Genomic DNA, 24086 nt, shown 5'->3' on the forward strand with positions numbered 1-24086 from the left:
TCCGCGCAAACTCCGCCCACCCGTCAACAACAACCCGAGCTCGTGGCATCACTGCGGCCCCGGGGTGAAGACGGCCCGATAGGCATCGTCCGCCCACAACTCGTCGTGGTGACCGACAGCGCGGACGCGGCCGGCGTACAGCCAGACCACCAGGTCGGCGCGACGAGCGGTGATGGCCCGATGGGCAATCATCAAGCGGGTCCGGGAGTTCGGCCGCAACAAGGCCTGATTGACCTGGGCTTCAGTGACCGAGTCCAGGCTGGAGGTCGCATCGTCCAGGATCAGCAACCGGGCATCTCGCACGAAGGCTCGCGCCAATCCCAACCGCTGCGCTTCCCCACCCGACAGCGGCACCTCGCTCATCGGGGTCGCATAGCCCTCGGGCAACCGTCGTACGAACGCGTCCGCCTGCGCCGCGACCGCCGCATCCGCGACCTGCTCCGGACCCGCGGTTCCGCCGTACGCGATCACGTCGCCGACCGTGCGCCCGAGCAGCGCCGGCCGCTCGAACGCGTAAGCAACCTCCCGCCGCAACACCTCCGGCGTCAACTCGTCCAGCGGAACCCCATCCAGCAGTACGACGCCCTCATCCGGAGCGATCAGCCCACCGGCAACCTCCGCCAGCACTGTCTTCCCCGCACCGGCTGCACCGACGACCGCAACGACCGACGCACCTGGCACCACCAGATCAACACGATCCAGTACGCCGTCAACCACAACGCCGCGCAGCTCCAACCGGCCACTACCAGCCGGGAGGTCGCGAAAACCATCGGCCCGTACTGGCACAGCGAGCACCTCCACCAGCCTCCGTGCACTCACCCGCGCCCGGACAAGACTCATCAGCAAAGGGATCTGGCTCAGTAACCCCAACGCCATCGGCGTATACCCGGCAGCCGCAAGGAACTCACCAGATGACAGCCGCCCGGCATGCAGCCCAAGGCCTGCGACCGCTAGCACCACGACGGTGGTCAGCGGCGCCAGAAGCGTCGTACGCCCAGCCAAACCGCCGTACCGAGACCACAGCGCCTGCCCAGCAGCCGCCAACGCCGGCAGCGGCGCCAGCACCCGCTCTGTCTCCAGCGCCACCGTCCCAGCCGCCCGGATCGTCCGCACCCCACCAAGCGCATCGGCAAGCCGCGTAGCGATCTCGCTCTGCTGCTCCTGATACCGCTGCACCGACACCGCAGCCTGCCCGGCGAACATGCGCAGCAGCACAACGCCGAGAGGAGCCGCGGCAGCCAGCGTCAGCACCAGGCGCCAGTCGATTCGCCAGAGCAAGACCAGACCGCCGACAGACAGAACCAGATTGGTGACCACCTGCACAGCCAGCGGCGCGATTCGCCCAACCTGTGGAGCGACGCCGACAGTCCGCCCCGCTAGGTCACCGGCCGAGAAGCGCCGCTGACCCGAGAGTCCCGAACGCACAACCGCATCCGCAACCCTGCTTCGGAGGTCAGCTGTTCCAGCGGAAACGCAGTACCCCTCAGCAATCTCACCCAAGGTCGCCGAGGCAACAGCCACGGCCAACAGCCCTACCAACACAAGGATTCCGGAGCCGAGCTCATCGATTGTCGCCGCGAGCATCTGTGGGACGAGCAGCGCAGCAGCAGTACCGGTTGCTGCCGTCACCACCAGTACTGCGAACCAGCCGGGCGCCTGCCGAGCCGTTCGCACCAGCAACGCACCAACAGTCACCAACGCTCCTCCCCACGATCGGCGGCCGTCCGGGGCGGTTGCGGGCAACCACCCCGGACGGCTTCAGATGCACACCGATCAGCTTCAGCAGCAGTCGAAGAAGCTACCGGTGCTGCAGCACTCCCACCAGCTCCAGTTGCTCTCTACGACCGCACCAGGTGCGCGGTCGATCTCCATCTTCTGAAGGTCGAGAATCTGGGACATGTTCATTCACCTCCCCTGTGATCGTCGGATTGCGGACGTTCCCCTTTGGGATCCGGCAAAGGGAAGAACGGGACGGCGATCGGCGAGCGCGGACGCGAGGACCACCAGCACACCGGCCGAGCCGGTGCCGAGGTCCATCGACATGCGCATCAACTGATCCCCGATGAAGGCGACCCGACCGTCCAGCGGCGCGGCGTGCCAGCCGAGGGCGCGCAGGTGCCGTTCGATCGTCGCCGCGACGGCCGGCGAGCCGTCGTCGGTGTGCAGCAGGTACGACACCAGTCCGGCGCGACCGTTCAGCAACCCTGCCTGTACGACGAACTCCGGCTCGGCCGCCCGCCGGATACCAGTCGCGTACTCGCGCAGATCTTCGGCCGGACGATGGCGCAGGAACTCGTGCAGGACCAGCCCCACCCCGGTGCTCCCGGTCGCCAGATAGGGCACGATCCGCCAACCCTCGTTGGCCTGCACGGTTCGATCCTCGGTCCAGACGCAACCGTCGAGATCACGACGCAGGGCCTTCTCGGCCTGGTCGAGCAGCTCCTGGTCGCCGGTCGCCTCGGCCAAGCGGATCATGAACAGCGCCGAGCCGGACGCACCCTTCAGCAAACCGGGCCGGATCGCGCCGTCCGGAGTGTCCCGCAGCTCACCGACGATCCGCGCGGCGAGGTCACCGGCTTCGGCCAGCAGTGCCCGATCTCCGGTCTGCTGGGCGAAGTGCAGGACTGCGAGTCCCAGCCCGGGAAGGCCTTCCGCCAGACTGGTACCGACGCCGTCGAGCGGAAGCGCGCGAGCCCGGTCGAGCACCTCGCGGGCCTCGTCCGGCCGGCCGAGCCGGTCCAGGGCGAACGCGATGCCACCGAGCCCCTGGTAGAAACCCGGCGGGGTGCGATCGGCCTTCCGGGTCGCTTCGACTAGCCAGTCGACGTGTTCGGCCGGCGGCGTCGTACCGGTTTCGGCGAGCGCCCACAGTACGCCGGCCGCGCCGTACGCGAGGTTGACTCCCCCGCCGGGCCCGAACTGGTTGATGTCACCCGGGAACAACCGGTCGGAGCGTTGCGGCGTCGCGGTGGCGAGAATCGCCGCTGTCATCGATTCCCGCAGGGAGGCCCACTCCGGGACCGCATTGCTCGGCCAGATCGGCTTGTTCAGACCGGGGCCGAGCTTTTCCGGAACCGTCGCTCCGGGTCGTACCCGGAGCGGACGCGGGCCGAGGTCGCGCCAGACCTTCGCGCGATGGTCGTCCGGCAGCGGGAAGCGATCGGTGGCGACGTCGACGAACTGGTCGATCTTGCCCGGGTCCCACGGGATCACTGGCGCGAGCGACGTGAACAGCGCAATCCGCAGACAGCCCAGCGCGTAGCGGTCGATCGCGAAGCCGGTGTAGTCGGGCGGTGCCGTGTAGCCCGCCGCGCCGAGTGTCGTACGGGTCGCCTGCTCGACCGGCGCGGCGACCTCGAAGTCGATGAACCGGACCTCGCCGTCGATGCCGACGATGATGTTGCCCGGGTGCAGATCACGGAACACCACCCCCCGCTCGTGCATCGCGTCCACACCGGCCTCCACCCGGCGCAGCACCCCGAGCGCCCAGTCGGCGTACGTCGCCACCGCCTCATCGGTCGCGTCCGGCCGCAACAGCGGATGCCGGCGCACCATGTGGCGGTTGAGGATCTCGCCCTCGGCGTGCTCACGGACGAGGAACTCGTGCTCCCAGCAGGTGAAGTAGTCCAGCAACTGCGGAACCACCTCGACACCCGCCAACTGACGCAGGATGTCGCGCTCCCGCCGCAACCGGCTGACGGAGTCCGCGCCCTCACGATCGAGGCCGGCCATCGGGCGAGCTTCCTTCACCAGCACGGTCCTGCCGGTGCGCGGGTCCTCGGCGCGGTAGACGCCACCGCCGTTCGAGAAGTGCAGCGCCTCGACGATCTTGTAGGGGAACTCCTCGGAGCCGTCGCCGGCCCGAGCAGCAAGGGCTTCCTCGAGGATCGGTGGTGTCGGCACCCAGGGCGGCGTCGCGTACGACGGACCCCGTACGTCGGGCACGAGCACACCGTCAGGCGTCTCGATCCCGGGGACCAGATCGCCGTTCTCGGCTTTGCACATCCGCTGGCGGAATCCGCCGTACCGGACGTAGAGAGGGCCGTTGCGCCAACGCAGATCGCTCAGGATGTACGGGCCTGGCTGGCCGTCCAGCAGCTCGCCGAGTTCTCGCAGGATCTCGTCCAGGCTGACGTCCTCGGTCGGGTAGATCGTGATGAACTTGCCGCTGCCGCCGCGGTCGGCGTACTTGCTGTTGCGGGACATCAGGACCCGGCGACTGGCCAGGAACTTGAACGGTACGGCGTGTTCCGAGCAGTAGCGGGTGACCACGTCGAGCACGTCCTGCGCGTTGCCGGCCGTCGCGGAGACGTGCACCTTCCAGCCCTGGGTGGGTAGGTCGGAGATCGGTGGGCGGAGGAAGATCCACTCGCCCAGCTCGCCGCGTTCCCAGCCCTGCGGGACAGTGCCGGTGGTCTGGTCGAACTCGCCGTGACTGGTCGGGTTCACCACGGTGGAGGCGGCGGCCGGTGAGTCGTAGAAGACCGGATCGGCCATGCAGTAGGCCTCGTAGCGTGAGTCCACGGCTGCTCCCCAGATCGCTGACGTGTGCTTTCTGGTGACTACTGAACCAGCCGTGGCCTTCGGGTGGCTTTCAGCTGACTGTCACCCAGCGGAGTGGACCAATACACTTCGGCCAGGACGGAAAAGGCCTTGTGGTGACCGGATGTGCACGTATCGTGATGGAAGAACACAGCTGATCTCACCTGGGGGGAGACACCGTGCGTTGTGTGCAGTTCGGGATTCTGGGGCCGCTGACGATTGTTCGGGAGGGACGGCCGGTCCGGCTGGAAACTCCCAAACTGCGCGTCCTGCTCGCCAGCCTGCTGGTCAGGCCGAACAAGGCAGCCTCGTTCAGCGACCTCGGTCGCCGGCTCTGGGTCGACCAGCCACCACGCAACCCACGGCACGTCATCCACACCTACGTGACCCGGCTCCGCCGGACCATCGGCGACCAGCAGATCCGCACCTGTCCGGGCGGCTACCTGATCGAGGCCGGTCCGGATCAGCTGGACCTGCTGCATTTCGAGCAACTCGTCCGCGAAGCCGACACCTCGACCGAGCTGTGCCAGCGGGCCAAACTGTTGCACTCGGCAACAGACTTGTGGCGTGGTGAACCGTTCGCCGACATCGACTCGCCGGTGCTGCACAACGAAGACGTCACTCCGCTGGTGGAACGCCGCCTGCTCGCCGAGGAACGCCGCATCGACGCCGACCTCGAGCTCGGCCGCCACGCCGAACTCGTACCGGACCTCCGCGCCCTGGTCGCCCGCCACCCGCTCCGCGAAAAGCTCTGGACCCAACTAGCCGTAGCCCTCTTCCGCTCCGGCCGCCGCGCCGACGCCCTCGCGACGTACCGCGAAGTCGACCACATCCTCGCCACCGAGGTAGGAATCAACCCAGGCCCCGAACTCCGCGACCTCCACCAAGCCATGCTCACCAACGACGCCCTCTGACCAGCTGGCCAGCCAGCCCCCACGCGCCCGCCGCACTCGCTCCTCCGCCGCTCTATCGGATGGCTGCGTGGTGCTACTCAGCGGTCTCTCAGGTGGGGGCGGGCATCATGGGAGGCGACTGCTCGTTGCCTCCCCGAGCCGAGGTTGTGACCGATGAATTTGCTGCGGTGGATCCTCGCTGTGGATGTTCTTGTGCTGGTCGCCGTCAGCGTCGCCGGCGGGATCGCGGAGGCTGGTGCCGCTCGCGCTCGCCGGCGGGCTGAGGAAGCCGACTGGGCCGTGCTCTACTCGTGGCTCAGGCAGCCGTCGCCTCCAGGCGCTCGCGGCACCTCTTCGCAAACCTGAGGTAGAACCCCGGGACGACCAGCAGGTTGAGCAGCGTGGCCGTGATCAGGCCGCCGATGATGACCACCGCCATCGGGTGCTCGATCTCCTGGCCCGGGATCGACCCGGTCACCAGCAGCGGGATCAGCGCGAGCCCGGTGGTCAGTACCGTCATCATGATCGGCACCAGCCGTTCCTTGGCGCCCTGGATCACCAGCTCGGGCCCGAACGGCACGCCCTCTTCCTCCTCCAGATGCTTGCAGTGACTGATCAGCATGATCCCGTTCCGCGCCACGATCCCGAACACGGTCAGGAAACCGACCAGGGAACCGAGCGTGATCACCTTCGACCCCAGGTACGCCGCGATCAGCCCGCCGACCAACGCGATCGGCAACGTCACGAACGTCAGGATCGCCAGCCGCCAGCTCCGGTACGACGCCTGCAACAGCAGCAGGATCCCGACGGCGGCCGCGATCGCGAAGATCAGCAGGCGTTGCTGAGCCGCCTGACGCTCGGTGTACTCGCCGAGCATCTCGGTGCGGAACTCCAGCGGCATCTCCACCTGTTCGAGCCGGTTCTCGATGTCGCGGACCACGGATCCCAGGTCACGGGTCCCGTCGAGTTCGGCGCCGACGTCGATGTTGCGGAACAGATCCTCGTGCTGGACCACGTTCGGCACCGACACGATGCTGATGTCGGCGACCTCCCTCAGCCGCACGTGGCCGCCGCCGGGCTTGTCGATCAGCAGGTTCTGCAGGTCGGTGACACTGCGCCGCTTCTCCGGTGGGGTCCAGATCTGGACGTCGTACGCCTTGCCGCCGGCGTAGAGGTCGCCGGCCTCCTCGCCGGCCATCAACCAGGCCGCCGCGCGCCGGACGTCACCGGGTTTGAGGCCGTACTTCTTCGCGGACTCGAGATCGACCTCGACCCGGATCTGCGGAATGGCGTCCTGGAAGTCGGCACTGTGATCGCCGACCCCCGGGACCGTGCCGACGATCTTGTTGATCTCCTCGGCCTTCGCCCGGAGCTGCTCCAGATCCGGCCCGAAGATCCGGATCGTGATCGGGTCGCTGGTCCCGGTCAGCACCTCGCGGATCCGTTCCTTCAGATAGGTCAGCACGTCGCGGAACACCCCGGGATAGCCGTCGACGGTCTGCCGGACACTGTTCACCGTCTCGTCGTAGTCGACCGACTTGTCGACGCTGATCCAGTTCTCCCCGAAGTACACGCCGTGCGGTTCGTCGCCGAAGAACGCGTTCCCGATGTGCGATCCCGCGTTGCGCACGCCAGGGATCGTCAGCAGTTCGGCGTTCACCTGTTTCGTCGTCCGGACCTGTTCCTGCAGGGAGATGTCGGGCTTGCCGAGCCAGTGCATCAGGAAGTCGCGTTCCTTGAAGTTCGGCAGCAGCGACTGACCGAGCAGCGGCACCACCACGAGCCCGAGGGCCGTGGCGAGCGCGACCGCGACGTACCCGCGGCGCGGGCGCTTCACCATCCGGGTGAGAACCCATTCGTAGCCACGCTTCATCGGCGGGACGAGTGGCGACTCGCGGTGGGCCAGCGACTTCGGGCTGCGGAAGAAGATCAGCGCCAGCGCGGGCGTGACCGTCAGCGCGACCAGCATCGACGCGCCCAGGGCGAGGGCGTACGCCACCGCCAGCGGGCGGAAGAAGGCCCCGGACAGCCCCGCGAGCAGGAAGATCGGCGCGATCGCGACGATCTCGATCAGGGTCGCGTAGACGATCGCGCCCCGGACCTCCATCGACGCCTCCAGGATGATCTTGGCGGTCGACTTGGTGCTGCCGTCCGCGCGATGCTGACGTAACCGGCGGACGATGTTCTCGATCCCGATGATGGCGTCGTCGACGATGTCGCCGAGGGCTATCACGAAGCCGGCCAGCACCATCGTGTTGATCGTCGCACCGTGCAGGGTGAGCACCAGCAACGCGGCGAGCAGCGACAACGGGATCGCCACGACGCTGATGACCGCCGTTCGCCAGGAGTACAGGAACAGGGCGAGCATCGCGATCATCAGCAGCGCGCCGAGGATCAGCGACCGGGTCAGGTTGTCGATCGCGTCCTCGATGAAGGTCGCCGGCCGGAAGATCGCGGAGTCGACGGCGATCCCCTGCAGGCCGGGACGCATCTCCGCGAGTGCCTGCTCGACTCCCCTGGTGACGTCCAGGGTGTTGGCCCACGGCAACTTCTCGACGATCATCATCAGGCCGTCGCCCTCGTTGATCACCGCGTCACCGATCAGCGGCTGGTGATCCCGGACCAGGTTCGCCACGTCGCTGAGCTTGATCTGCCGGCCGTCGAGGGTCTGGATCGGCAGGTTGGCCAGGTCCGGGTGGGACACGATCGGCGTCTGGTGGCGGATCCCGATCCGTCCGGTCGCGGTGTCGACGAAACCCCCGCGCCCGATGAAGTTGCCGTCGGAGTACTGCTGCAGGCCGGCGTCCAGCGCGTTCGCGGTCGTCGTCATCACCCGGTCCAGAGTGACCTTCTGCTTGGCCATCCGGTCGGGGTCGGCCTGCACCTGGAGCATCTCCAGCCGTTCGCCCCAGATCGGCACGTTGGCGACGCCGGGCACCTGGAGCAGCCGGGCCCGGATCTTCCAGTAGGCCGTCATCGACAGATCCATCATGTCCAGTTTCGGATCCGTCGTGGACAGGCCGATCTTCAGCACCCGGCTGGTCGCCGACAGCGGCTGGAGCATGACCGGCGGCGCCGCCCAGGTCGGCAGCTTCGGCGTGATCGCCGCGATCCGCTCCGCGACGTTCTGGCGCGCGGTCAGCAGATCCGTACCTTCGTCGAAGAGCAGCACGACCTGCGACAGCTGTTCGACCGACCGGGACCGGACGGTCTTGACGCCGGGAATCGCGGTCAGCGACTGCTCCATCGGAACCGTGATGAGCTCTTCCACCTCGGTCGGTCCCAGCCCGATCGCGATGGTGTGCACCTCGACCTTCGGTGGCGCGAACTCGGGGAAGACGTCGACGGCCGACTTACCGAGCTGCTGGACCCCGAAGAACATCAGGAACGCGGTCAGGGCGACCACGAGGAACCGGAACTTCAAACTCGACGCAACGATCAAACGCATCACTGCACCGCCCCCCTTTCTCTGTCGCCTGGTCGGCGGTCAGTGACCGATCTCTTCTTCGACGCCGTACAGCGAAGGCACGCCGACGGTGGCCACCTTGGTACCGGCGGGCGGACCGCTCAGCAGGTAGGCGAGGTCGCCGGCCTGCCGCTGGATCTTGATCTCGTGGCGGATGAAGACACCTGTCTCGGGGTTCGTGTAGACCCACCACTTCCCCTTCGGGTCCACGAACACCGCGGCGGACGGGACAACCAGCAGGCCGGACGACTTCGTGACCGGTGCGGTCTGGAGGGCGATCCGCTTCAGCGCCTCCGGCTCCAGGATGATCCGCGGATGGTCGCTGCCTGCCACTTCCTCGATATGGGCGGGCTCGTGGCTGACGGTGTACTTGTCCGTGACCGTCCCGCCGCAGGAGGAGGAGACGAGCAGGACGGTCATCAGTCCCGCGGCCGCGCGGCGCTTCCTACGCATCGTCCGGCCCCCGTCCCGCCCCTGCTCCTGCTTTTTGCGGGGCCGGGACCGGAGTCTCCTCGGGGACCGGTGGCACCGGTTCGTCGGCCCACATGTCCTGCTCGGCGATCGACCCGAACCGCAGATAGGCGACCGGTACGACGTACAGGGTGACCGCCGCTGTCGTCAGCAGGCCGCCGACCAGCACGACCGCCATCGCGTGCAGGATCTCGAAGCCCGGTCCACCGCCGATGACGACGATCGGCGCGAGCAGGATCATTGCCGCCAGCATCGACATCAGGGCCGGCGCCATCGCCTGGCGGGTGCCGGCCACGACGAGGCCGGCTCCGAACCGCATCCCCTCGTCCCGCTGCAGCCGCTGGTACCGCCGGATCAGCAGGATGACCGTCCGGGCGGCGATTCCGAGCACGCCGACCAGTCCGGCCACCGAGCCGAGGCTGAGCGTCCGGCCGGTCACGATGACCGCGACGACGCCACCAACCAGGGCCAGCGGCAGTGCCACGAACGCGATCAGCGCGAGCCGCCAACTCCCGACTGCCGCCTGCAGCAGCAGGAACACGGCGATGGCCGCGGCGATCGCCAACGCGACCATCTGCGCCCGGTCGGCCCGCTGTTCCTCATACCCGCCGAGCAGTTCGGCGTGGTACTCCAGCGGGAACTGTACCTGCGCGAGCCGGCTGCTGACGTCGCCGGCGACGTCAGCGACGTCGCGCCCGGCCACGTCGGCGATCACGTCGAGGTACGGCGCGACGGATGCATGCTTGATCACCGTCGGGTTCGGCACGATCTCGACGTTCGCCACGTCACCGAGCCGGACGTGAGTGCCGAACGGCGTGTCGATCAGCAGCTTCTCGATGTCGTCCACGTTCCGCCGGATCTCCGGCTTGCCCCAGACCACGACGTCGAACACCTTCTGCTGCTCGAAGAGGTTGCCGACCGTCAGGCCGCCCATCAACGCGGTCGCCGCCCGGCGTACGTCACCGGGTTTGATGCCGGCTGTCTGGGCCTTGGCGAGGTCGACCTGGATCTGTGCGGTGGGCTCTTCGAGCGCACGGTCGACATTGACCGTGGCTACCCCGTCGATGCCGGTCATCAGCTTGCTGATCTCGTCGGCCTTGCTGCTCAGCTGGGCGGGATCGTCGCCGTAGAGCCGGACCACCAGGTCCTCGCTGGACTGGCCGAGGACGTCGGTGACGCGTTCGTCGGAGTAGGTGAGGACGTCGGTCGTCACCCCGGTCAGGCCGCGGACCGAGCTGCGGATCGAGCTCAGGGTCTCGTCGTAGTCGGCATCCGGGCCGACCTTGACCCAGATCTCGCCCGAGTTGACGTTGACGATCTGGTCCGAGGCGATCGCCCGGCCGACCTGGCCTCCGACGTTGACGACACCTGGCACGGCGCCGAGTTGCTGGACCGCCTGTCGGGTGATCTCGGTCATCTTCGGCAGCGATGTACCGGGCGGTGCCTCGACATGGACCAGGACGTCGCGCTCCTTGAGCGACGGCCGCAGCGACGCGTTCAGGAAGGGCAACGCGATCAGGCCGACCAAGGCGAGGACGCCGGCAACGATCAGGCCGGTCCGGGTGCGGGTGACCAGGCCGGGAGCCCTGCGGTCGTAGCCGCTGCCCAGCTGACGGGAAATCCGCGGCTGCCGGTGCTTGCTGCCGGGCATGACCATCAGGGCGATCACAGGTGTGAGGGTCAGCGCGACCAGCATCGACGCCCCGACGGCGAGCAGGTACGAGAGCACCATCGGCGGCAGGAACGCGCCGCCTTCGCCGGTCAGGAAGAAGAACGGCACCGTCGCCGCGACGACGATGAGGACCGCGTAGAGGACCCCGCCGCGCGCCGCGGCCGACTCACTCACGACCGCGAGCGTCCTTGCTGCGCCGTCCTGATCGCGGCGCGCACGAAGCCGGGCACCGAGGCCGTGCGCGTCGGTGATCGCGTCGTGGACGATCGCGGTGAGGCCGAGCACGAGCCCGGCGACGACCATGAAGTTGATCGGGACGTCCCGCAGATACAGCACCACGGCCGCCACGGCCAGCGGTACCGGGATCGCCACGAGGGCGAGCAGCGCACGGCGCCAGTCCCAGAAGAGCAGGACGATCAGCAGCAGGAGAAGGACTCCGCCGACCAGCAACGTCCACTGGAGATCATTGAAGGACGACTCGATGAAGGACGCCGGCCGGTACAGCGACGAGTCGATCCGCAGGCCGCCGAGTCCGGGCCGCATCGCTTCCAGCGCGGCCTCGACGTCCTTGGTCACCCGCACGGTGTCGGCGCCGGGGAACTTCTCCACCACGAGCAGCTGGCACGCCTCGCCGCCCGGGCAGATGGCGTCGCCGATCAGTGGCTGGTGGTTCTCGACCACCTGGGCCACGTCGCCCAGGGTCTTCGAGGTCGGCCGGCCGGCGGAATTCTCGAGCGGGACCTGGGCCAGCTCGCCGGCGGTCGTGATCGTCTGCTGGTGGAAGATGTCGAGCCGCTGGTTCACCGTGTCGATGAACCCACCGGTGCCGGGCGTGGACGCCTCCAGGAAGGACAGCGGTGACACCTCGAGCGCGTTACCGCTGGTCTCGATCACGTCGGCCAGCGTCGTCTTGTTCTGCTGCAGCTGCTGGGGATCCACGAGGACCTGCAGCTGCCGGTCACGGTAACCCCAGACGGTGACGTTCGCGACGCCGGGCACCGACATCAGCCGTGGCGTGATCACCCAGCGGGCGAGCACGGACTGGTCGATCGGGGTCAGCGAGTCCGAGGAGATCTTGATCATCGACAGCCGGCTGGTGGACGAGAGTGGCTGGATCATCTGCGGCAGCTTCGACACCTGCGGCAACCCTGCCACGGCAGTTGCCTGGGACAACCGTTCCTGCACGACCTGGCGCGCGTCCAGCAGGTCCGTGCACGGCTCGAACGTCATCACGACCGAGGACAGACCGGGCATCGACACCGACTCGATCTTGTCCAGGAACGCGACGCCGGCCAGCAGGTCCTGCTCCAGCGGGACGGTGACCATCTGCTCGATCTCTTCGGCCGAGAGCCCGAGCGCCTCGGTCTGGACCTCGACCGTCGTCGGCTTGAACTCGGGCAACGCGTCCACGCTGGACCGGCCGATCTGGACGATGCCGAGGATCATCACCCCGACCGCTACGGCGACCACCAGCCGCCGGAATTTCAGGCTTGACGATACGATCCAATGCATGATGGCCGCGCCCCTCCCCCGTGGGGAGGCAGCACCGAGAGACGTGCACAGCGCACTCTGCGGTGCACCGGAATCCCCCGGACCGCGCCCCCTACCTCAATCTACGTAGCGGTGATACCGCCTAGTTGAGCCCCTTCTTCGGAGAGTAGGTCCGAGATGTACGCGCGTCAACGCGCCGGTTCTCAGGACTTGCTCAGCGAGCCTCGGTCATAATGCGCACCGGCTACCGGAAGCCGGACCTGGAACCGGGCGCCACCGAGGGGTGAGTAGACGGCCTCGACCGCCCCGGCGTGTGCCTTGACGATGTCGGCGACGATGGCCAGGCCGAGACCGGCGCCGCCGTGATCGCGGTCCCGGGCGCCGTCGAGCCTGGTGAAGCGTTCGAAGATCTCCTGCCGCCGCCCGGCCGGTACGCCGGACCCGTCGTCGTCGACGGTCAGCACCGCCTGGTCGCCCTCGACCGCGAGGCCGACGCGAACCTCCCGGGTGGCATGCGCGACCGCATTGTCGACGAGGTTGCGGACGAGTTGTTCCAGCAGGAGTCCGTCGCCGGTCACCTGGACCGGCTCAACCGCATGGTCGTCGACCCGCATCGGACCGCCCGCGGGTGACCGCTCTGCGCCGACGGCGGCGATTCGCCCGCGAGCACCCGCGACGACGGTGTCGACGACGTCGTCCAGGTCGACCGCCGTCCGCGTCCGGCCCAGGGTGCCGGCGTCGGCACGGGCCAGCAGCAACAACTGCTCCACGAGTTGCTGCATCCGGACGGTTTCGTCGAGCAGGTCGGCGCTGACGTCTTCCCACTCGACCGGAAGATGGCTGGCCCGGGCGGTCTCGAGTTGCGTCCTCAGGCTGGCGATCGGGCTGCGCAACTCGTGCGCGGTGTCGGCGATGAACCGGCGCTGGCGTTCCGCGCTGTCCTGCAGGCGGGCGAGCATCGCGTTGACCGTCCGCGCGAGCCGGCCGATCTCGTCGTACTGCGGTGGCTCGGAGACCCGTCGGTCCAGCCGCCGGCCGGTGATCTCGTCGGCCTCCCGGCGGATCGTCTCGACCGGTGCCAGAGTCCGGCCGAGTACCGTCCACATCGCCACCGACAGCAGCAGGACGAAGACCGGGATCGCGGCCAGGCCGACCTGGCCGACCAGCACGACGACCTCCTCGATCTCCTCGATCGAGACCGCTACGTAGACGGTGGCCGGACCGGACGGAGTCTCGATGCCGTGGGCAACGATGCGGTACGGGCCCGACTCGGCCGCCGGCAGGTTGTCGACGCTGATCACCCCGGTGGAGCCGGGTGGCCGGCGGGGCAGGTCGAGGGCGGGCCGGCCGGCGATGTTCGCGCTGGAGACGAGGATCTGGCCGCCGGCACCGACCACCTGTACCAGGTCGCCATCGTGGCCGATGGGGGCGACCCGCGGCAGTGCATTTCCCGCGGCGAGCGCGCCGAGGTCGCGGGCCCGGAGCCGGCTGGCGTCCATCGCTTCGTCGATCATCACCGCCCGGAGCGTGAAGGCGAGCGCCAGGCCGCCGACCACCAGGACGACGGCCGTCGCCGCGGCCGCGATCAGCACCATCCGGGTCCGCAACGACGGATGCGGCCGCCACCAGGACACCGATCGCCGTACCGGCTTGGTCCGCCGTAGTGGCTCAGCCATCGCCCACCGGGCCCAGCAGGTAACCGTGGCCGCGGATCGTCTCGATGGTGGCCGTGCCGAACGGCTGGTCGATCTTGCGGCGCAGATAGCCGACGTACACCTCGACGACATTCGGCTCCCGGTCGAAGTCGGCGCCCCAGACGTGATCGAGGATCTCGGCCTTCGACCGGGTTTGGCCGGCGTTGCGCATCAGGTACTCGAGCAGCGAGAACTCCCGGCGGGTCAGCTCGATCTCGACCGCGCCGCGACGCACCGTGCGCCGCGCGGGATCAAGCTCCAGATCCCCGGCCATCAGCTTGGCCGGCCGAGCCGGTGCGCCACGGCGCAGCAGGGCGTTCAGCCGGGCGATCAGGACGAGATACGAGAACGGCTTGCGCAGGAAGTCGTCGGCACCGAGATCAAGCCCGCGGGCTTCGGCGTCGTCGCTGTCCTTGGCGGTGAGAATCAGGATCGGCGTCCAGTTGCCGTCGGCCCGCAATCGCCGGCACACCTCGTACCCGGACAGCCCGGGCAGCATCAGGTCGAGCACGATCGCGTCGAACTCCTGCTCCCGGGCCAGCCACAGACCGGTGTCGCCGTCGTGCGCCAGCTCGACGGCGAACCCGTGATCCGCCAGCCCGTGGCCGATCGCGCGCGCCAGCCGGCGCTCGTCCTCGACCACCAGAATCCGCACAGCTCCTGCCCTCTCAGTTCATCGGCGCGTCACTTCATCGGCGCGGTCCGGCCGTAGACGTCCTTGCTGTACTGGTAGGCACGCTTCTCCAGCTTCAGCACCTCGGCCCTCACCTGGGCGAGAGCGGCCTTGTTCAGGCGCTGCACGCTGACCAGTTCCAGCGTTTCCTTGGTCGGATCGTTGCCGTAGTACCCGACCCGAACGTTGCCGACGCCGGCCGCGTAGTACTTCAGCTGGTGCGCGCCGGGTTCGTCCGCACTGAACTCGTCGGTGATCAGCACGCCCTGGAAGCAGCCGGCCTTGACGCAGGTCTTCTGGTTCGTCTTGAACACCCGGGCCCGGTCCGACCAGCCGACACCGGGACCCCAGCCCTGCGCGTAGCTGCGGCCGCCGAGCTGTGGCTGCGCCTTGATGGTGAGACCGGCCCGGGCGCCGTCGATCCCGTGGATCCAGGCCGGCACCTCGGTCAGCTGGCCTTCCTCGTACACCTCCGGGTACTGGCCGAAGTGCCAGACGTCGCCGTTGTCGGCCTGGGCGAAGAACGCCAGCTCGGCCTCGTCCAGCACGCCGGCGGTGTAGTCCCGCTCCCACAGCACCACATTGCGCACGCCGTCGATGACCTTGGTGAGGTCCGTGACGATGGACGTGACCGTGTGCGGGATGGCTTCGCCGTCCTCGATCGTCTGCCCGCGGTAGTTCAGCCGCATGCCCGGCCGCAGCGGGAACCACTTGTTGGTGACTGTTGTGGAGCGCCCGAACGCGGTCTGGTCGTACCCCGGCTCCGGGCCGGTCTCCGGTTGCTTGGCCGGCGTGCTGGTCCTGCCGGTCGGCGTGCTTGCCGGCGGTGTAGTTGCCGACGGCATGGTGGTCGGCGTTGCGCTCGGGCTAGCGTCCGGCCTGCTGGTCGCTGTAGCCGTCGTCTGGGCCGGTGCCTGGCCCCCGGACGTGTCGCCGGACGAACAAGCCACCAAGGCCAGCGGACCGGCGAGCCCCGCGGTCAGTGCGAACGCATATGCGATGCGGAGTCTGCACATCTTCCCTCCCCCTCGGCGCCCGATCGCAGGCCGGCGGCCTGTGCCCCCGACCGGGCGCCCGTGAGCCGAGTGTCGCGCGCCAGGCCCGTCCTGAGAAGTGGCCCGAAGGTTTCGCTCGGTGATCGATCTCGGCCCGTCCTCTTGCCGAACCGGAATTCACGGCGCACGCTGACCGAAGAAGCGCACGGGGATCGCGGTGCGTAGTCGCGCTGCCTCCGACGGCCCCCGGCGCGTCTGGGCGAGGGGGCGTCATGGGGGCGTTACGCGGTTTCAGCACCGGAGCGATGCGATGAGCATGCCCGGTGAGATGGCACTCGAAGCGAGTGGTTTGCGGAAGTCGTACGGGCGGCTGGTGGCCGTGGAGTCGCTGGAACTGCACGTCGCGGCCGGTACGGTGCTGGGCTTTCTCGGGCCCAACGGTGCCGGCAAGACGACCGCGATCCGGATGCTGACCACGATCCTGCTGCCCGACAGTGGAGTCTTCACCGTTGCGGGGGTACCGCACACCAGGCCGGCCGAGATCCGCCGGCGGGTCGGGGTGCTGCCGGAGAGCGCCGGGTATCCAGCGGGGCAGTCGGGCGAGGAATGGTTGTGTTACCACGCCGAGCTGTTCGGGCGGACCCGTGCCGACGCCCGGGCGACGGCACGCCGGTTGCTCGCGGATGTGGGCCTGGCGGACCGCGGACCCGCGCTGATCTCCAGCTACAGCAGAGGCATGCGGCAACGACTCGGCATCGCCCGTGCCCTGGTCAACGATCCTGCCGTGGTGTTCCTCGACGAGCCGACGCTGGGCCTTGATCCGATGGGCCAGGTCCAGGTGCTCGACCTGATCGGGCGGATCGCCGGGGATCGTGGCGCCACGGTCATCCTCAGCACGCACGTGCTGGCCGACGTCGAACAGGTCTGTGACCGGGTGGTCATCCTGAACCGCGGCAAGATTGTTGCCCAAGGCACCGTCGCCGACGTCGTCCGGCAGGCAGCCGCGCCCCGCCATGGGCAGGTGAAGATCCCACCGGAGCTGGTGGATCAGGCGCTCGCGGCGCTGGCCCGCACGGAGGTCCACGCGGTGGCGAACGGCGGCGCGCGGCGCGGCGAACTCGAACTGAGTATCCCGGCCGAGCTCGAACTGGAGGCCGTCGCCACCCAAGCGATCGCGAGCCTGCTCGAGGCCGGAGTACCGGTGCTCGGGTTCACCCTGGAAGGCGGGCGGCTCAGCGATGCCTTCCTGGCCGTCACGGAGAAGAACTGATGACCACCATGGCCAAGTCACCGGCGCGCGCCGGGCGCAGGCCCTGGCTGATCGTTGCCGACCGCGAGATCCGCGACCTCTGGCTCGGTGGGCGGGGCCTTGCGCTGCTGCTGGCCTACGCGGTCGTGCTGAGCGTGACGACGTATCTCACGGCCACCAACGAGGCGCTCAACTTTCTGGAGCAGCGCGAGGCCGTCAGTCTGACGCTGCAGGTGGCGGTCGCGATCGGCGCGCTGCTCGCGTTGCTCGCCGCCGCGGACGCGATCAGCGGTGAGCGCGAACGGGGCACCCTCGAAGCCCTTCTGCTCGCACCGATCCCGCGCCCGGCAGTGGTCATCGGCAAAGGGCTTGCCGCGGTCACGCTGTGGCTGGCCGCCTTCGTCGTGGCGGTGCCGTACGTCTGGTACCTCGGCCGTGGCGTCGGCGTGGTGCGGACCGCGCTGCTGAACGGATTCCTGGTCGGATCGCTGCTCTCGCTGGCGATGATCGGGCTCGGCCTGCTGATCAGCACGTTCGCGGAGTCCAACCGGGTCAGCCTGTCGGTCAGCGTCTTCGCCCTGCTGGCGCTGTTCGCACCGACCCAGCTGCCCAGCTCGGCGCAGCGAGGCTGGTTCGGGGACCTGTTGCTGCGCGGGGACCCCTTCACCGCCGGCCTGCGGTATCTCGGCCGGACGATCATCAACACCCGGACCTTCGCGCAGGAAGGCCACTGGCTCGTCGGTCCGGCCATCGCCGCCGCCCTCACGCTGGCGCTCGCGCTGGTGGTTTCGAGGCGGCTCAGGCTGGACGTCAGGAGCCGAGGATGAGGAGATACTTCGCCGTCGTCGCAACCGGCGTGTTGGTCGCCGTCACCGGACTGGCGCCGGCCGGCGCCGCAGCGTCGTACCCGGCAACTGCCGGAGCAGGCACACTGACCGTCGAGCTGGACAAGACCCAGGCCGCAGTCGGACTGGGCCAGACCCTCAAGTTCACCTCCACGGTGGGCAACTCCGGTGCGGACGAGGTGACCGGCGCGATCGCGCATCTCAACGTCCTCGCTGTCGATCCCGGCGTCTACGTCGATCCCGAGGACTGGTCCGGCGAACGCACGCAGTACCTCGACCCGATCGGTGCCGGCGAGGCGGAACCGCTGGAGTGGGAGATGCAGGCCGTCAACAGCGGGCGGTTCGTCGTCTACGTGGCGATCACCTTCGCCCAGACCGCCGGCGAAGTCGTCGCCAGCAAGTCACTGCGGCTGGACGTCGCGGCGCAGGACACCATGAACTCCAGCGGCCTGCTGCCGATCGCGGCCGGCGCCCCCGGTCTGATCGCGGTGCTGATGGCCCTGGTGCTGCTCCGCCGCCGCCGCTACCACCCGTTGTCCACCACAACGAACCCGAAAGGTGAAGAACCCAACGACTCTTGACAGGCTGGCGATCAGAACCAGATCGAGAGTTGTCCGGAGCGGAATCCAGGCACCGAGGAAGGCGCCTGCTGGACAGGGGGTCAGGCAGGTTCGATCGCTGGGTTGAGGCGGAGCAGTCCTGCGGGCAGCGTGTCGGCCCATTCGGCCAGGTCGGGGGTGACGCGGAATGGTTGGGCCATGGCGAATGGTTGAGCTTGCGGGTCGACGCCGTTGCCGCAGGATTCCAGGCGCCACTCTCGCCAGTGCGCCAGCAAGACGTCGCGGACCTCGTCAAGTTGAGCCCTCGTGAACCGGCTGGGCACCACGCAGAACTGGTTCGGCAGTTGTGGGGACATTTGCTGGGTCACCGCGTCGATGTCGGTGGCGGCGATGACGAGGACTTCCTGGTCTGCGGAGGGACGGAAGATCGTCCGGGTGACCACTACGCCGGACGAATCCAGGCCGCCGTAGTCCAGGTCAAAGGCCAGCGCTTTGTGCCGCCAGCCGCCGGGTGGCGACGGGCACGGTGGGTCCGTCCAATCCGCCCTCCGCTCCCGAACAGGGATGTTCGTTGACTGTTCCTCGACCTCGATGCTCCCGTCGCGCCATGGGCCGACCACCCAGACGTAGGGCGGAACCAGGCTCGGTGCGTCAGCGTTGGGAATTGCCCCGACGTCGGCCCCGATCAGCCGGATCGACCGATCTGACTTCCAGCCCGGCGGCTTGGCGATCAGATCATGCACACGCGCCAGGTCGAGCCAATCACCGTCCGGACCGGCGATGTACTGACCGCCGGCCCGAACTCGATCCCCTACCTCGAACACCAGATCCCTGGCCGCCATGAATCCATGGTCCCTCTTCGCGCGCCAGCCGCCTTCGAACAACCCGAAGACCGGCCGCAGGTGAAACTGTCTCAGGGTGGGAATTCGAGCAGGAGTTCGTCTGCTTTGGCGAAGAGTCGTACGACGCCCTCGTCCGCGTAGGCGATCTGGTTCGCGGCGACGTATCGACTGTGCTCCGGCTGGCCGACTCTGGTGACCGTGAGGAATCCGGGTGCTGACGGGTGGTCCTGCCGCACAGACTCCACCGATCCGATCAGTGCGCCATCGCGGTCGATGACCAGCATGCCTCTCCAGATTCGTTGCAGGACTGATGGGCCGGGAGTGGAGTGATGGTCGGTCATGGCGACTGCCTCCCTTCGCCACGCTCGCCGCGGCCGAAGTACACAGCTGCGTCTTTTGCTGCCTTCGGTCCAGCGTTCAACCATTCGGCAAACGCTTCCGGTCGACGGCGCTCGAACTCGTCCAGGTATCTGCTTCGCAGCTCGGCGACAGCCTGCCGGTCTTCCGGCGTCCGGCAAGCCTCCAGTACTACGAAACTACGCCGCCAGGCCCCGCAAAGCTCCTCATCGCTGAGACTGGCCGGTTCTGGCAGCATCCCCGGCTCCCCCGCCGAAGCCTGCGAACCTGCTTCGCCCATCCAGCCGGGGAAGACGAACCAAGCGCTGACAGCGACGACACCCAGCAAGGGCAAGGTGGCCCAGCCGATAGATGCCACGAAGCCGCAGATCACCAGTACGACAGCGGCAGCCCGAAGGGACCAACGGAGAACCATCCGCAGCAAGCCGTAACTGAGGTCCTCGGTCACCGCCGCGATGCTGAGATGAATGGGCGCAATCACACCGACCGTCACCACGAAGGCGATGAGCAGCGTCGCCCAGTCGACGAACACCAGCGCAGCCACGAGTCCGATGCCCGCCAGGCACCACACCCCAGCGCACCACAACCTCCGGCCGTACAGACCGGCGGTCCTCGAGTCAGACGCAGACATCCACCTCGACCTCCTCGCCGCCCACTACCAGTGCCCAGCTACGAACTACTTCAGTAGTCGGTCGGCGGTTGCGTCGGCGGCTGCTGCTACGGAGAGCAGGCTGGGTACGACGAACGAGGTGCCTGCCGAGATGCCGCCGAGCAGGTGGATGTGGGCGGACCGTGGCGACAAGCCGCCTGTGCGCGGCAGGCTGACCGTGTCCGTCGCCACCAGCGACCCGACGAGCTTCTCCGTTTCGGTTGGGATCGCGTGCACCGGCGGATTGACCGCGTTGACGACGACATCGGCTCGTAGTACCTCCGAACCGGCGATCCGGAATCCGCCAGCGGCCGGTTCGATACTGCGCAGTCCGCCCGCGAGCCGGACCTGCCCGGCGTCGATCCCCCGCAGCAGGATCAGCGCGTTCAGGGGAACCATCGGCGACGCCAGGCTGTTGATCGTGCGGAAGTGCTCGGCGTACAGGAACTCCCGATCCCCCGGCAACAGCCGCTGCCACGCAGTCGAGCCGAGCATGTGGATCGCCGCCGTCAGCATCCGCCGGCCAAGATGCGGCCCGTCGACCTGGTCCAACTGCCGGCGCAACCGCTCGACCGGATCCTCCCGCGCCAGTACTTCGTCCGCCAGCGGCGTCAGCTTCTGCCCGCACTCCGCAAGCTCCGCCTCCAGCAGCGACACCAGCTCCCGGAAGGTGGAAGGCAACGTCTCCCGCCGGAGGTGCCGAAAATCGAGCTTGACCGGCCGTTGCTGAACCTCCGGCAGTACGCCGCGGCGCGACAGCAACGTGATCGGCCCGGTGTGGCCAGCAGCGGTGAGCCCGGCAACGATGTCAATCGCGGTCAGCCCACTGCCGATCACCGCGACATGACTGTCGGTCCTGATCCCGGCCAGGGTGGTCTCCAGCGGATAGGGATCCTGGACGAATCCCGGGCTGCCCGCCAGCCCGTAGTGATCGGTCGGCCGCCCGCCACCCACAGACAGCACAACCTGGTCAGCCTGGTAGGTCGCTCCACCGGCGGCGCGCAATGGAGAGACGCCCGTGGCCCAGTCCCTGACCACCTCGACCCGCCAGCCGTGCTCCCGCAACTGCTCGATCGCCGCCGTAGCCGTGGCTTCGAGGTAGTCGCCGTAGACCGCCCGCGGCACGATAGGGGCTCCGAGCAACGGGTCCAGGTACTCGTCCCGCCCGGCGACCCACCGTTGGTAGTGCTGAGGATCCTGGTGCCTGACCGACATCAACACCGGCGGCGCGTTCACCCGCACGGCGTCGAGATCCGGCTGGTAGGCGCGCCCCCGCCACAACGACGGCGCTCCCTCGAACACGGCAATGCTGCCGGCCTTCGTCCGATCGACCTGCTGGGCCAGGGCGTCGAGCAGGCTGACGCCCGCCGCACCCGCTCCAATGATTCCGATGTCCATGCCACTGAGCCTGCGTGGACGTGGCGAGCGGTCCCATCCCCCGTTCGCGGGATTGTCCGGCGGCGTTCCGCGAGCAAGGATCGTGACATGACGACTGCGCGCCGGCTCGAGACGACCGCGATGGCCAAGGCATCCGACGCGCTGACACTGTTCCGCGAGACTTCGGCCGCGCTGCGCCGTACGGTGCCCTTCGATGCAGCCGTCTGGCAGTCGACCGATCCGGCGACCGGGATGGCGACGGCGCCGATGCGGGCGGAGAACCTCGGCGAGGACGGCTGCGCGACGTACTGGAACGCGGAATTGCTCTCGGAGAAGGTCAACCTGTTCCGCGACCTCGCGCGCGCTGCCGTACCGGTGGCGGCCCTCCGAGACGGCGCGGCCGACTCCCCCGAGCACAGTGCGGTCTATCGCGAGTTCCTGCAGCCTCGCGGCCTGGACGACGAGCTGCGCGCCGTACTGCGTGCCGACGGCCAGTGGTGGGGTCAGGTCAGCCTGTTCCGATCCAAGGGCCGGCCACCCTTCAGCAAGTGGGAGTTGGCGGCGGTCAGCGGGCTGACCACCTTCCTCGGCCGACGCCTCCGCTCGTACGCCGAACCCGCGCCTGAGCCGGTTGTCGACGGTGGCCGTGGTCCCGGGTTGCTGTTGTTCGACCGCGGCGGAGCGTTGCTGTCCATCAACGACGAGGCGCGAGACTTCCTGGCCGGGATGCCCGCGGGACCGTCGGCGCCGTCGCGGTTCGGCGTATCCGTGCCTGCCTGGATCCACAGCACAGCAGCCAGTGCGACTCAGGCTGAAGAGGCGCGAATCCGAGCCAAGGACCGCTCGGGCCGATGGCTCGTCTTCCACGCCTCCTGCCTCCGCGACGCGGACGGATCCCCGCACCAGACAGCCGTCGTCATCGAGCCCGCCAAGGCCTCCGAGGTCGCGTCGCTCATTACCGCGGCCTACGGCCTGACGGAGCGCGAGCTGGAGATCACCCAGCTGATCGGCCGCGGCCTGTCCACCGCCCAACTCGCCACCAAGCTGTACCTGTCCCAGCACACCGTCCGTGACCACGTGAAATCGATCTTCACCAAGACCGGCGTCACCAGCCGGGGCGAACTCGTCGCCAAGCTGTACGCCGAGCACTACCAGCCGCTGAACCCGACCACCCGCATCCGGGTCTGGGACTGACGCGACGGCGACGTCACCCTTCGGTCGCTCTCTTGCCGGCGGGCTCGGTGCGGCCGGGAAGCAGTGGCACGAACCTGACCTGTTCGAGGCTCTCCTCTTCATAGTCGTCGGCGCCGGTACGGCGAATCCGCAACAGCTCATGGATGGCGTCACGGGCACCAACCGGTATGACCAAGCGGCCACCGATCGTCAGCTGCACCCGCAGACTCGCCGGCACGGCTTCGGCCGCAGCGGTCACCACGATCGCGTCGTACGGCGCATACTCGGGCCAGCCGTGGCGCCCGTCGCCGTGCTTCACCATCACGTTGCGGATGCCGTGCGACGCGAGCCGCTCACGTGCGGTGGCGGCCAGCTGGCCGTGCCGCTCGATGGTGAACACTTCGCTCACGATCTGGGACAGAATCGCCGCCGCGTAGCCGGACCCGGTGCCGACTTCCAGGACGCGATCCGGCGGGTTCAGCTCCAGAGCCTGCGTCATCAGCGCAACGACGTACGGCTGGGAGATGGATTGTCCCGCCTCGATCGGCAGGGCGGCATCGCGGTAGGCGGACTTGGCCAGGCGGGCCGGGACGAACGCCTCGCGCCGGATCTGGTTCATCGCGGCCAGCACCCGGCGATCGGTCACCCCGCGCGCCGCCATCAACCGGACCAGCCGATCACGCTCAGCACTTCGATCGGTCACCACAGATTTCATCATCCACCTCCAGAGCGTGAACAAGCGATGGCCTCGCCCGCCCGTTACCCGACCACGCGGCTACCAAAGCGCCGAGGAACGCCCCGCCGTCAGCGCAGGTCCGGTTGCGTCGCACGGCGTTGTGGGTACCGGTCAGAAGCCGACTGACCCGACGAAGTGACGTTCGATCGGAGGTCGAAATGTTGTTACCTCTCGGAGATCCACAGGCGCCGCGCAGTGCGCTGAAGTTGCGGCTGGTCCTGGCAGTCTTCGGATTCGTCGTGTGCGCAAGCGCAGCTGCTAGTTTCGCGGTCCTGGATGTTCCGCTTGTCCTGGTGCTGATCGCCGCCCTGTTCGCAGTCATCGCACTGGTCGACATCGCGATCATCATCAACCGAATGCGGGGTGGCAACTGGTTCAGCAAGCTCATCGGGCGCTGACAG

The 24086-nt window shown here is 68.3% G+C and carries 20 protein-coding genes; 6 read left to right on the forward strand and 14 right to left on the reverse strand.

What is annotated here, in order from left to right:
- Positions 1-48: 48 nt before the first annotated feature.
- The 3 genes from ACQPYM_RS23550 to lanKC all read right to left on the reverse strand — a co-directional run bounded on the left by ACQPYM_RS23550 (position 49) and on the right by lanKC (position 4524).
- Positions 49-1695 carry an ABC transporter ATP-binding protein gene (locus ACQPYM_RS23550; protein WP_433003604.1) on the reverse strand — a complete coding sequence of 549 codons (1647 nt, stop codon included), beginning with the start codon at positions 1693-1695 and terminating at the stop codon, positions 49-51.
- Positions 1696-1779: 84 nt separating this feature from the next.
- Entirely contained in the window at positions 1780-1899 is a 120-nt protein-coding gene (locus ACQPYM_RS23555) for a SapB/AmfS family lanthipeptide (protein ID WP_433003607.1), read from the reverse strand.
- Positions 1900-1905: 6 nt separating this feature from the next.
- Positions 1906-4524, reverse strand: a complete 2619-nt coding sequence (gene lanKC, locus ACQPYM_RS23560; RefSeq protein WP_433003610.1) for a class III lanthionine synthetase LanKC — start codon at positions 4522-4524, stop codon at positions 1906-1908.
- A gap of 206 nt (positions 4525-4730) precedes the next feature.
- On the opposite strand from lanKC, the gene ACQPYM_RS23565 reads away from it, so the two are divergent.
- Entirely contained in the window at positions 4731-5456 is a 726-nt protein-coding gene (locus ACQPYM_RS23565) for an AfsR/SARP family transcriptional regulator (protein ID WP_433003613.1), read from the forward strand.
- Positions 5457-5751: 295 nt separating this feature from the next.
- Here ACQPYM_RS23565 and ACQPYM_RS23570 read toward each other — a convergent pair whose 3' ends face one another.
- From ACQPYM_RS23570 to ACQPYM_RS23595, 6 genes are all read right to left on the reverse strand, one after another.
- On the reverse strand, positions 5752-8883 hold the full coding sequence (locus ACQPYM_RS23570) for an efflux RND transporter permease subunit (protein WP_433003616.1): 3132 nt from the start codon (positions 8881-8883) through the stop codon (positions 5752-5754).
- 39 nt (positions 8884-8922) lie between these two features.
- A complete protein-coding gene (locus ACQPYM_RS23575; RefSeq protein WP_433003619.1) occupies positions 8923-9354 on the reverse strand; it encodes a hypothetical protein in 432 nt (143 codons plus the stop codon).
- Positions 9347-12556: an efflux RND transporter permease subunit gene (locus ACQPYM_RS23580; protein WP_433003622.1), complete on the reverse strand. Its 3210-nt coding sequence runs from the start codon at positions 12554-12556 to the stop codon at positions 9347-9349. Before ACQPYM_RS23580 ends, ACQPYM_RS23575 begins: the two co-directional genes overlap by 8 nt.
- Before the next feature lie 182 nt (positions 12557-12738).
- Complete coding sequence (locus ACQPYM_RS23585) at positions 12739-14211, reverse strand: ATP-binding protein (RefSeq protein WP_433003625.1); 1473 nt, start codon at positions 14209-14211, stop codon at positions 12739-12741.
- Positions 14204-14884, reverse strand: a complete 681-nt coding sequence (locus ACQPYM_RS23590; protein WP_433003628.1) for a response regulator transcription factor — start codon at positions 14882-14884, stop codon at positions 14204-14206. Before ACQPYM_RS23590 ends, ACQPYM_RS23585 begins: the two co-directional genes overlap by 8 nt.
- 29 nt (positions 14885-14913) lie before the next feature.
- Positions 14914-15918, reverse strand: coding sequence for a hypothetical protein (locus tag ACQPYM_RS23595; RefSeq protein WP_433003631.1), 1005 nt, complete (start codon positions 15916-15918; stop codon positions 14914-14916).
- Between the two features lie 289 nt (positions 15919-16207).
- On the opposite strand from ACQPYM_RS23595, the gene ACQPYM_RS23600 reads away from it, so the two are divergent.
- From ACQPYM_RS23600 to ACQPYM_RS23610, 3 genes are read left to right on the forward strand one after another with little or no spacing between them, the layout of a single operon-like run.
- Positions 16208-17167, forward strand: a complete 960-nt coding sequence (locus ACQPYM_RS23600; RefSeq protein ID WP_433003634.1) for an ABC transporter ATP-binding protein — start codon at positions 16208-16210, stop codon at positions 17165-17167.
- A complete protein-coding gene (locus ACQPYM_RS23605) occupies positions 17167-17973 on the forward strand; it encodes an ABC transporter permease (protein WP_433003637.1) in 807 nt (268 codons plus the stop codon). Before ACQPYM_RS23600 ends, ACQPYM_RS23605 begins: the two co-directional genes overlap by 1 nt.
- The gene (locus ACQPYM_RS23610) at positions 17970-18572 is read left to right on the forward strand and encodes a hypothetical protein (RefSeq protein ID WP_433003640.1); all 603 of its coding nucleotides are present in this window, start codon (positions 17970-17972) and stop codon (positions 18570-18572) included. Before ACQPYM_RS23605 ends, ACQPYM_RS23610 begins: the two co-directional genes overlap by 4 nt.
- A gap of 80 nt (positions 18573-18652) precedes the next feature.
- Here the strand turns inward: ACQPYM_RS23610 and ACQPYM_RS23615 are convergent, their stop codons facing one another.
- From ACQPYM_RS23615 to ACQPYM_RS23630, 4 genes are all read right to left on the reverse strand, one after another.
- Positions 18653-19393, reverse strand: coding sequence for a hypothetical protein (locus tag ACQPYM_RS23615; protein ID WP_433003643.1), 741 nt, complete (start codon positions 19391-19393; stop codon positions 18653-18655).
- A gap of 71 nt (positions 19394-19464) precedes the next feature.
- Positions 19465-19734, reverse strand: a complete 270-nt coding sequence (locus ACQPYM_RS23620) for a hypothetical protein (protein WP_433003646.1) — start codon at positions 19732-19734, stop codon at positions 19465-19467.
- Positions 19731-20381, reverse strand: coding sequence for a hypothetical protein (locus ACQPYM_RS23625; RefSeq protein ID WP_433003649.1), 651 nt, complete (start codon positions 20379-20381; stop codon positions 19731-19733). Before ACQPYM_RS23625 ends, ACQPYM_RS23620 begins: the two co-directional genes overlap by 4 nt.
- 45 nt (positions 20382-20426) lie before the next feature.
- Complete coding sequence (locus ACQPYM_RS23630) at positions 20427-21797, reverse strand: FAD/NAD(P)-binding protein (protein WP_433003652.1); 1371 nt, start codon at positions 21795-21797, stop codon at positions 20427-20429.
- Positions 21798-21884: 87 nt separating this feature from the next.
- On the opposite strand from ACQPYM_RS23630, the gene ACQPYM_RS23635 reads away from it, so the two are divergent.
- Complete coding sequence (locus ACQPYM_RS23635; RefSeq protein ID WP_433003655.1) at positions 21885-22970, forward strand: LuxR C-terminal-related transcriptional regulator; 1086 nt, start codon at positions 21885-21887, stop codon at positions 22968-22970.
- 13 nt (positions 22971-22983) lie between these two features.
- On the opposite strand, the gene ACQPYM_RS23640 is transcribed toward ACQPYM_RS23635, so the two are convergent.
- Positions 22984-23652 carry a protein-L-isoaspartate(D-aspartate) O-methyltransferase gene (locus ACQPYM_RS23640; RefSeq protein WP_433003658.1) on the reverse strand — a complete coding sequence of 223 codons (669 nt, stop codon included), beginning with the start codon at positions 23650-23652 and terminating at the stop codon, positions 22984-22986.
- A 191-nt stretch (positions 23653-23843) separates the two neighbouring features.
- Between ACQPYM_RS23640 and ACQPYM_RS23645 the strand changes: the two genes are divergently transcribed.
- Positions 23844-24083, forward strand: a complete 240-nt coding sequence (locus ACQPYM_RS23645) for a DUF6343 family protein (protein ID WP_433003661.1) — start codon at positions 23844-23846, stop codon at positions 24081-24083.
- Positions 24084-24086: the final 3 nt, after the last annotated feature.

The sequence above is a fragment of the Kribbella sp. CA-294648 genome, assembly GCF_050943845.1.
Classification (GTDB): Bacteria; Actinomycetota; Actinomycetes; order Propionibacteriales; family Kribbellaceae; genus Kribbella.

Bases quoted from the DNA above. Each gene is read 5' to 3' on its own strand.
- ACQPYM_RS23580 (WP_433003622.1), bottom strand. From the start codon at position 12,556: ATGCATTGGATCGTATCGTCAAGCCTGAAATTCCGGCGGCTGGTGGTC.
- ACQPYM_RS23555 (WP_433003607.1), bottom strand. From the start codon at position 1,899: ATGTCCCAGATTCTCGACCTTCAGAAGATGGAGATCGACCGCGCACCT.
- ACQPYM_RS23610 (WP_433003640.1), top strand. From the start codon at position 17,970: ATGAGGAGATACTTCGCCGTCGTCGCAACCGGCGTGTTGGTCGCCGTC.
- ACQPYM_RS23630 (WP_433003652.1), bottom strand. From the start codon at position 21,797: ATGGACATCGGAATCATTGGAGCGGGTGCGGCGGGCGTCAGCCTGCTC.
- ACQPYM_RS23615 (WP_433003643.1), bottom strand. From the start codon at position 19,393: ATGGCGGCCAGGGATCTGGTGTTCGAGGTAGGGGATCGAGTTCGGGCC.
- ACQPYM_RS23605 (WP_433003637.1), top strand. From the start codon at position 17,167: ATGACCACCATGGCCAAGTCACCGGCGCGCGCCGGGCGCAGGCCCTGG.
- ACQPYM_RS23570 (WP_433003616.1), bottom strand. From the start codon at position 8,883: ATGCGTTTGATCGTTGCGTCGAGTTTGAAGTTCCGGTTCCTCGTGGTC.
- ACQPYM_RS23575 (WP_433003619.1), bottom strand. From the start codon at position 9,354: ATGCGTAGGAAGCGCCGCGCGGCCGCGGGACTGATGACCGTCCTGCTC.
- ACQPYM_RS23620 (WP_433003646.1), bottom strand. From the start codon at position 19,734: ATGACCGACCATCACTCCACTCCCGGCCCATCAGTCCTGCAACGAATC.
- ACQPYM_RS23645 (WP_433003661.1), top strand. From the start codon at position 23,844: ATGTTGTTACCTCTCGGAGATCCACAGGCGCCGCGCAGTGCGCTGAAG.
- ACQPYM_RS23600 (WP_433003634.1), top strand. From the start codon at position 16,208: ATGAGCATGCCCGGTGAGATGGCACTCGAAGCGAGTGGTTTGCGGAAG.
- ACQPYM_RS23595 (WP_433003631.1), bottom strand. From the start codon at position 15,918: ATGTGCAGACTCCGCATCGCATATGCGTTCGCACTGACCGCGGGGCTC.
- ACQPYM_RS23625 (WP_433003649.1), bottom strand. From the start codon at position 20,381: ATGTCTGCGTCTGACTCGAGGACCGCCGGTCTGTACGGCCGGAGGTTG.
- ACQPYM_RS23585 (WP_433003625.1), bottom strand. From the start codon at position 14,211: ATGGCTGAGCCACTACGGCGGACCAAGCCGGTACGGCGATCGGTGTCC.
- ACQPYM_RS23635 (WP_433003655.1), top strand. From the start codon at position 21,885: ATGACGACTGCGCGCCGGCTCGAGACGACCGCGATGGCCAAGGCATCC.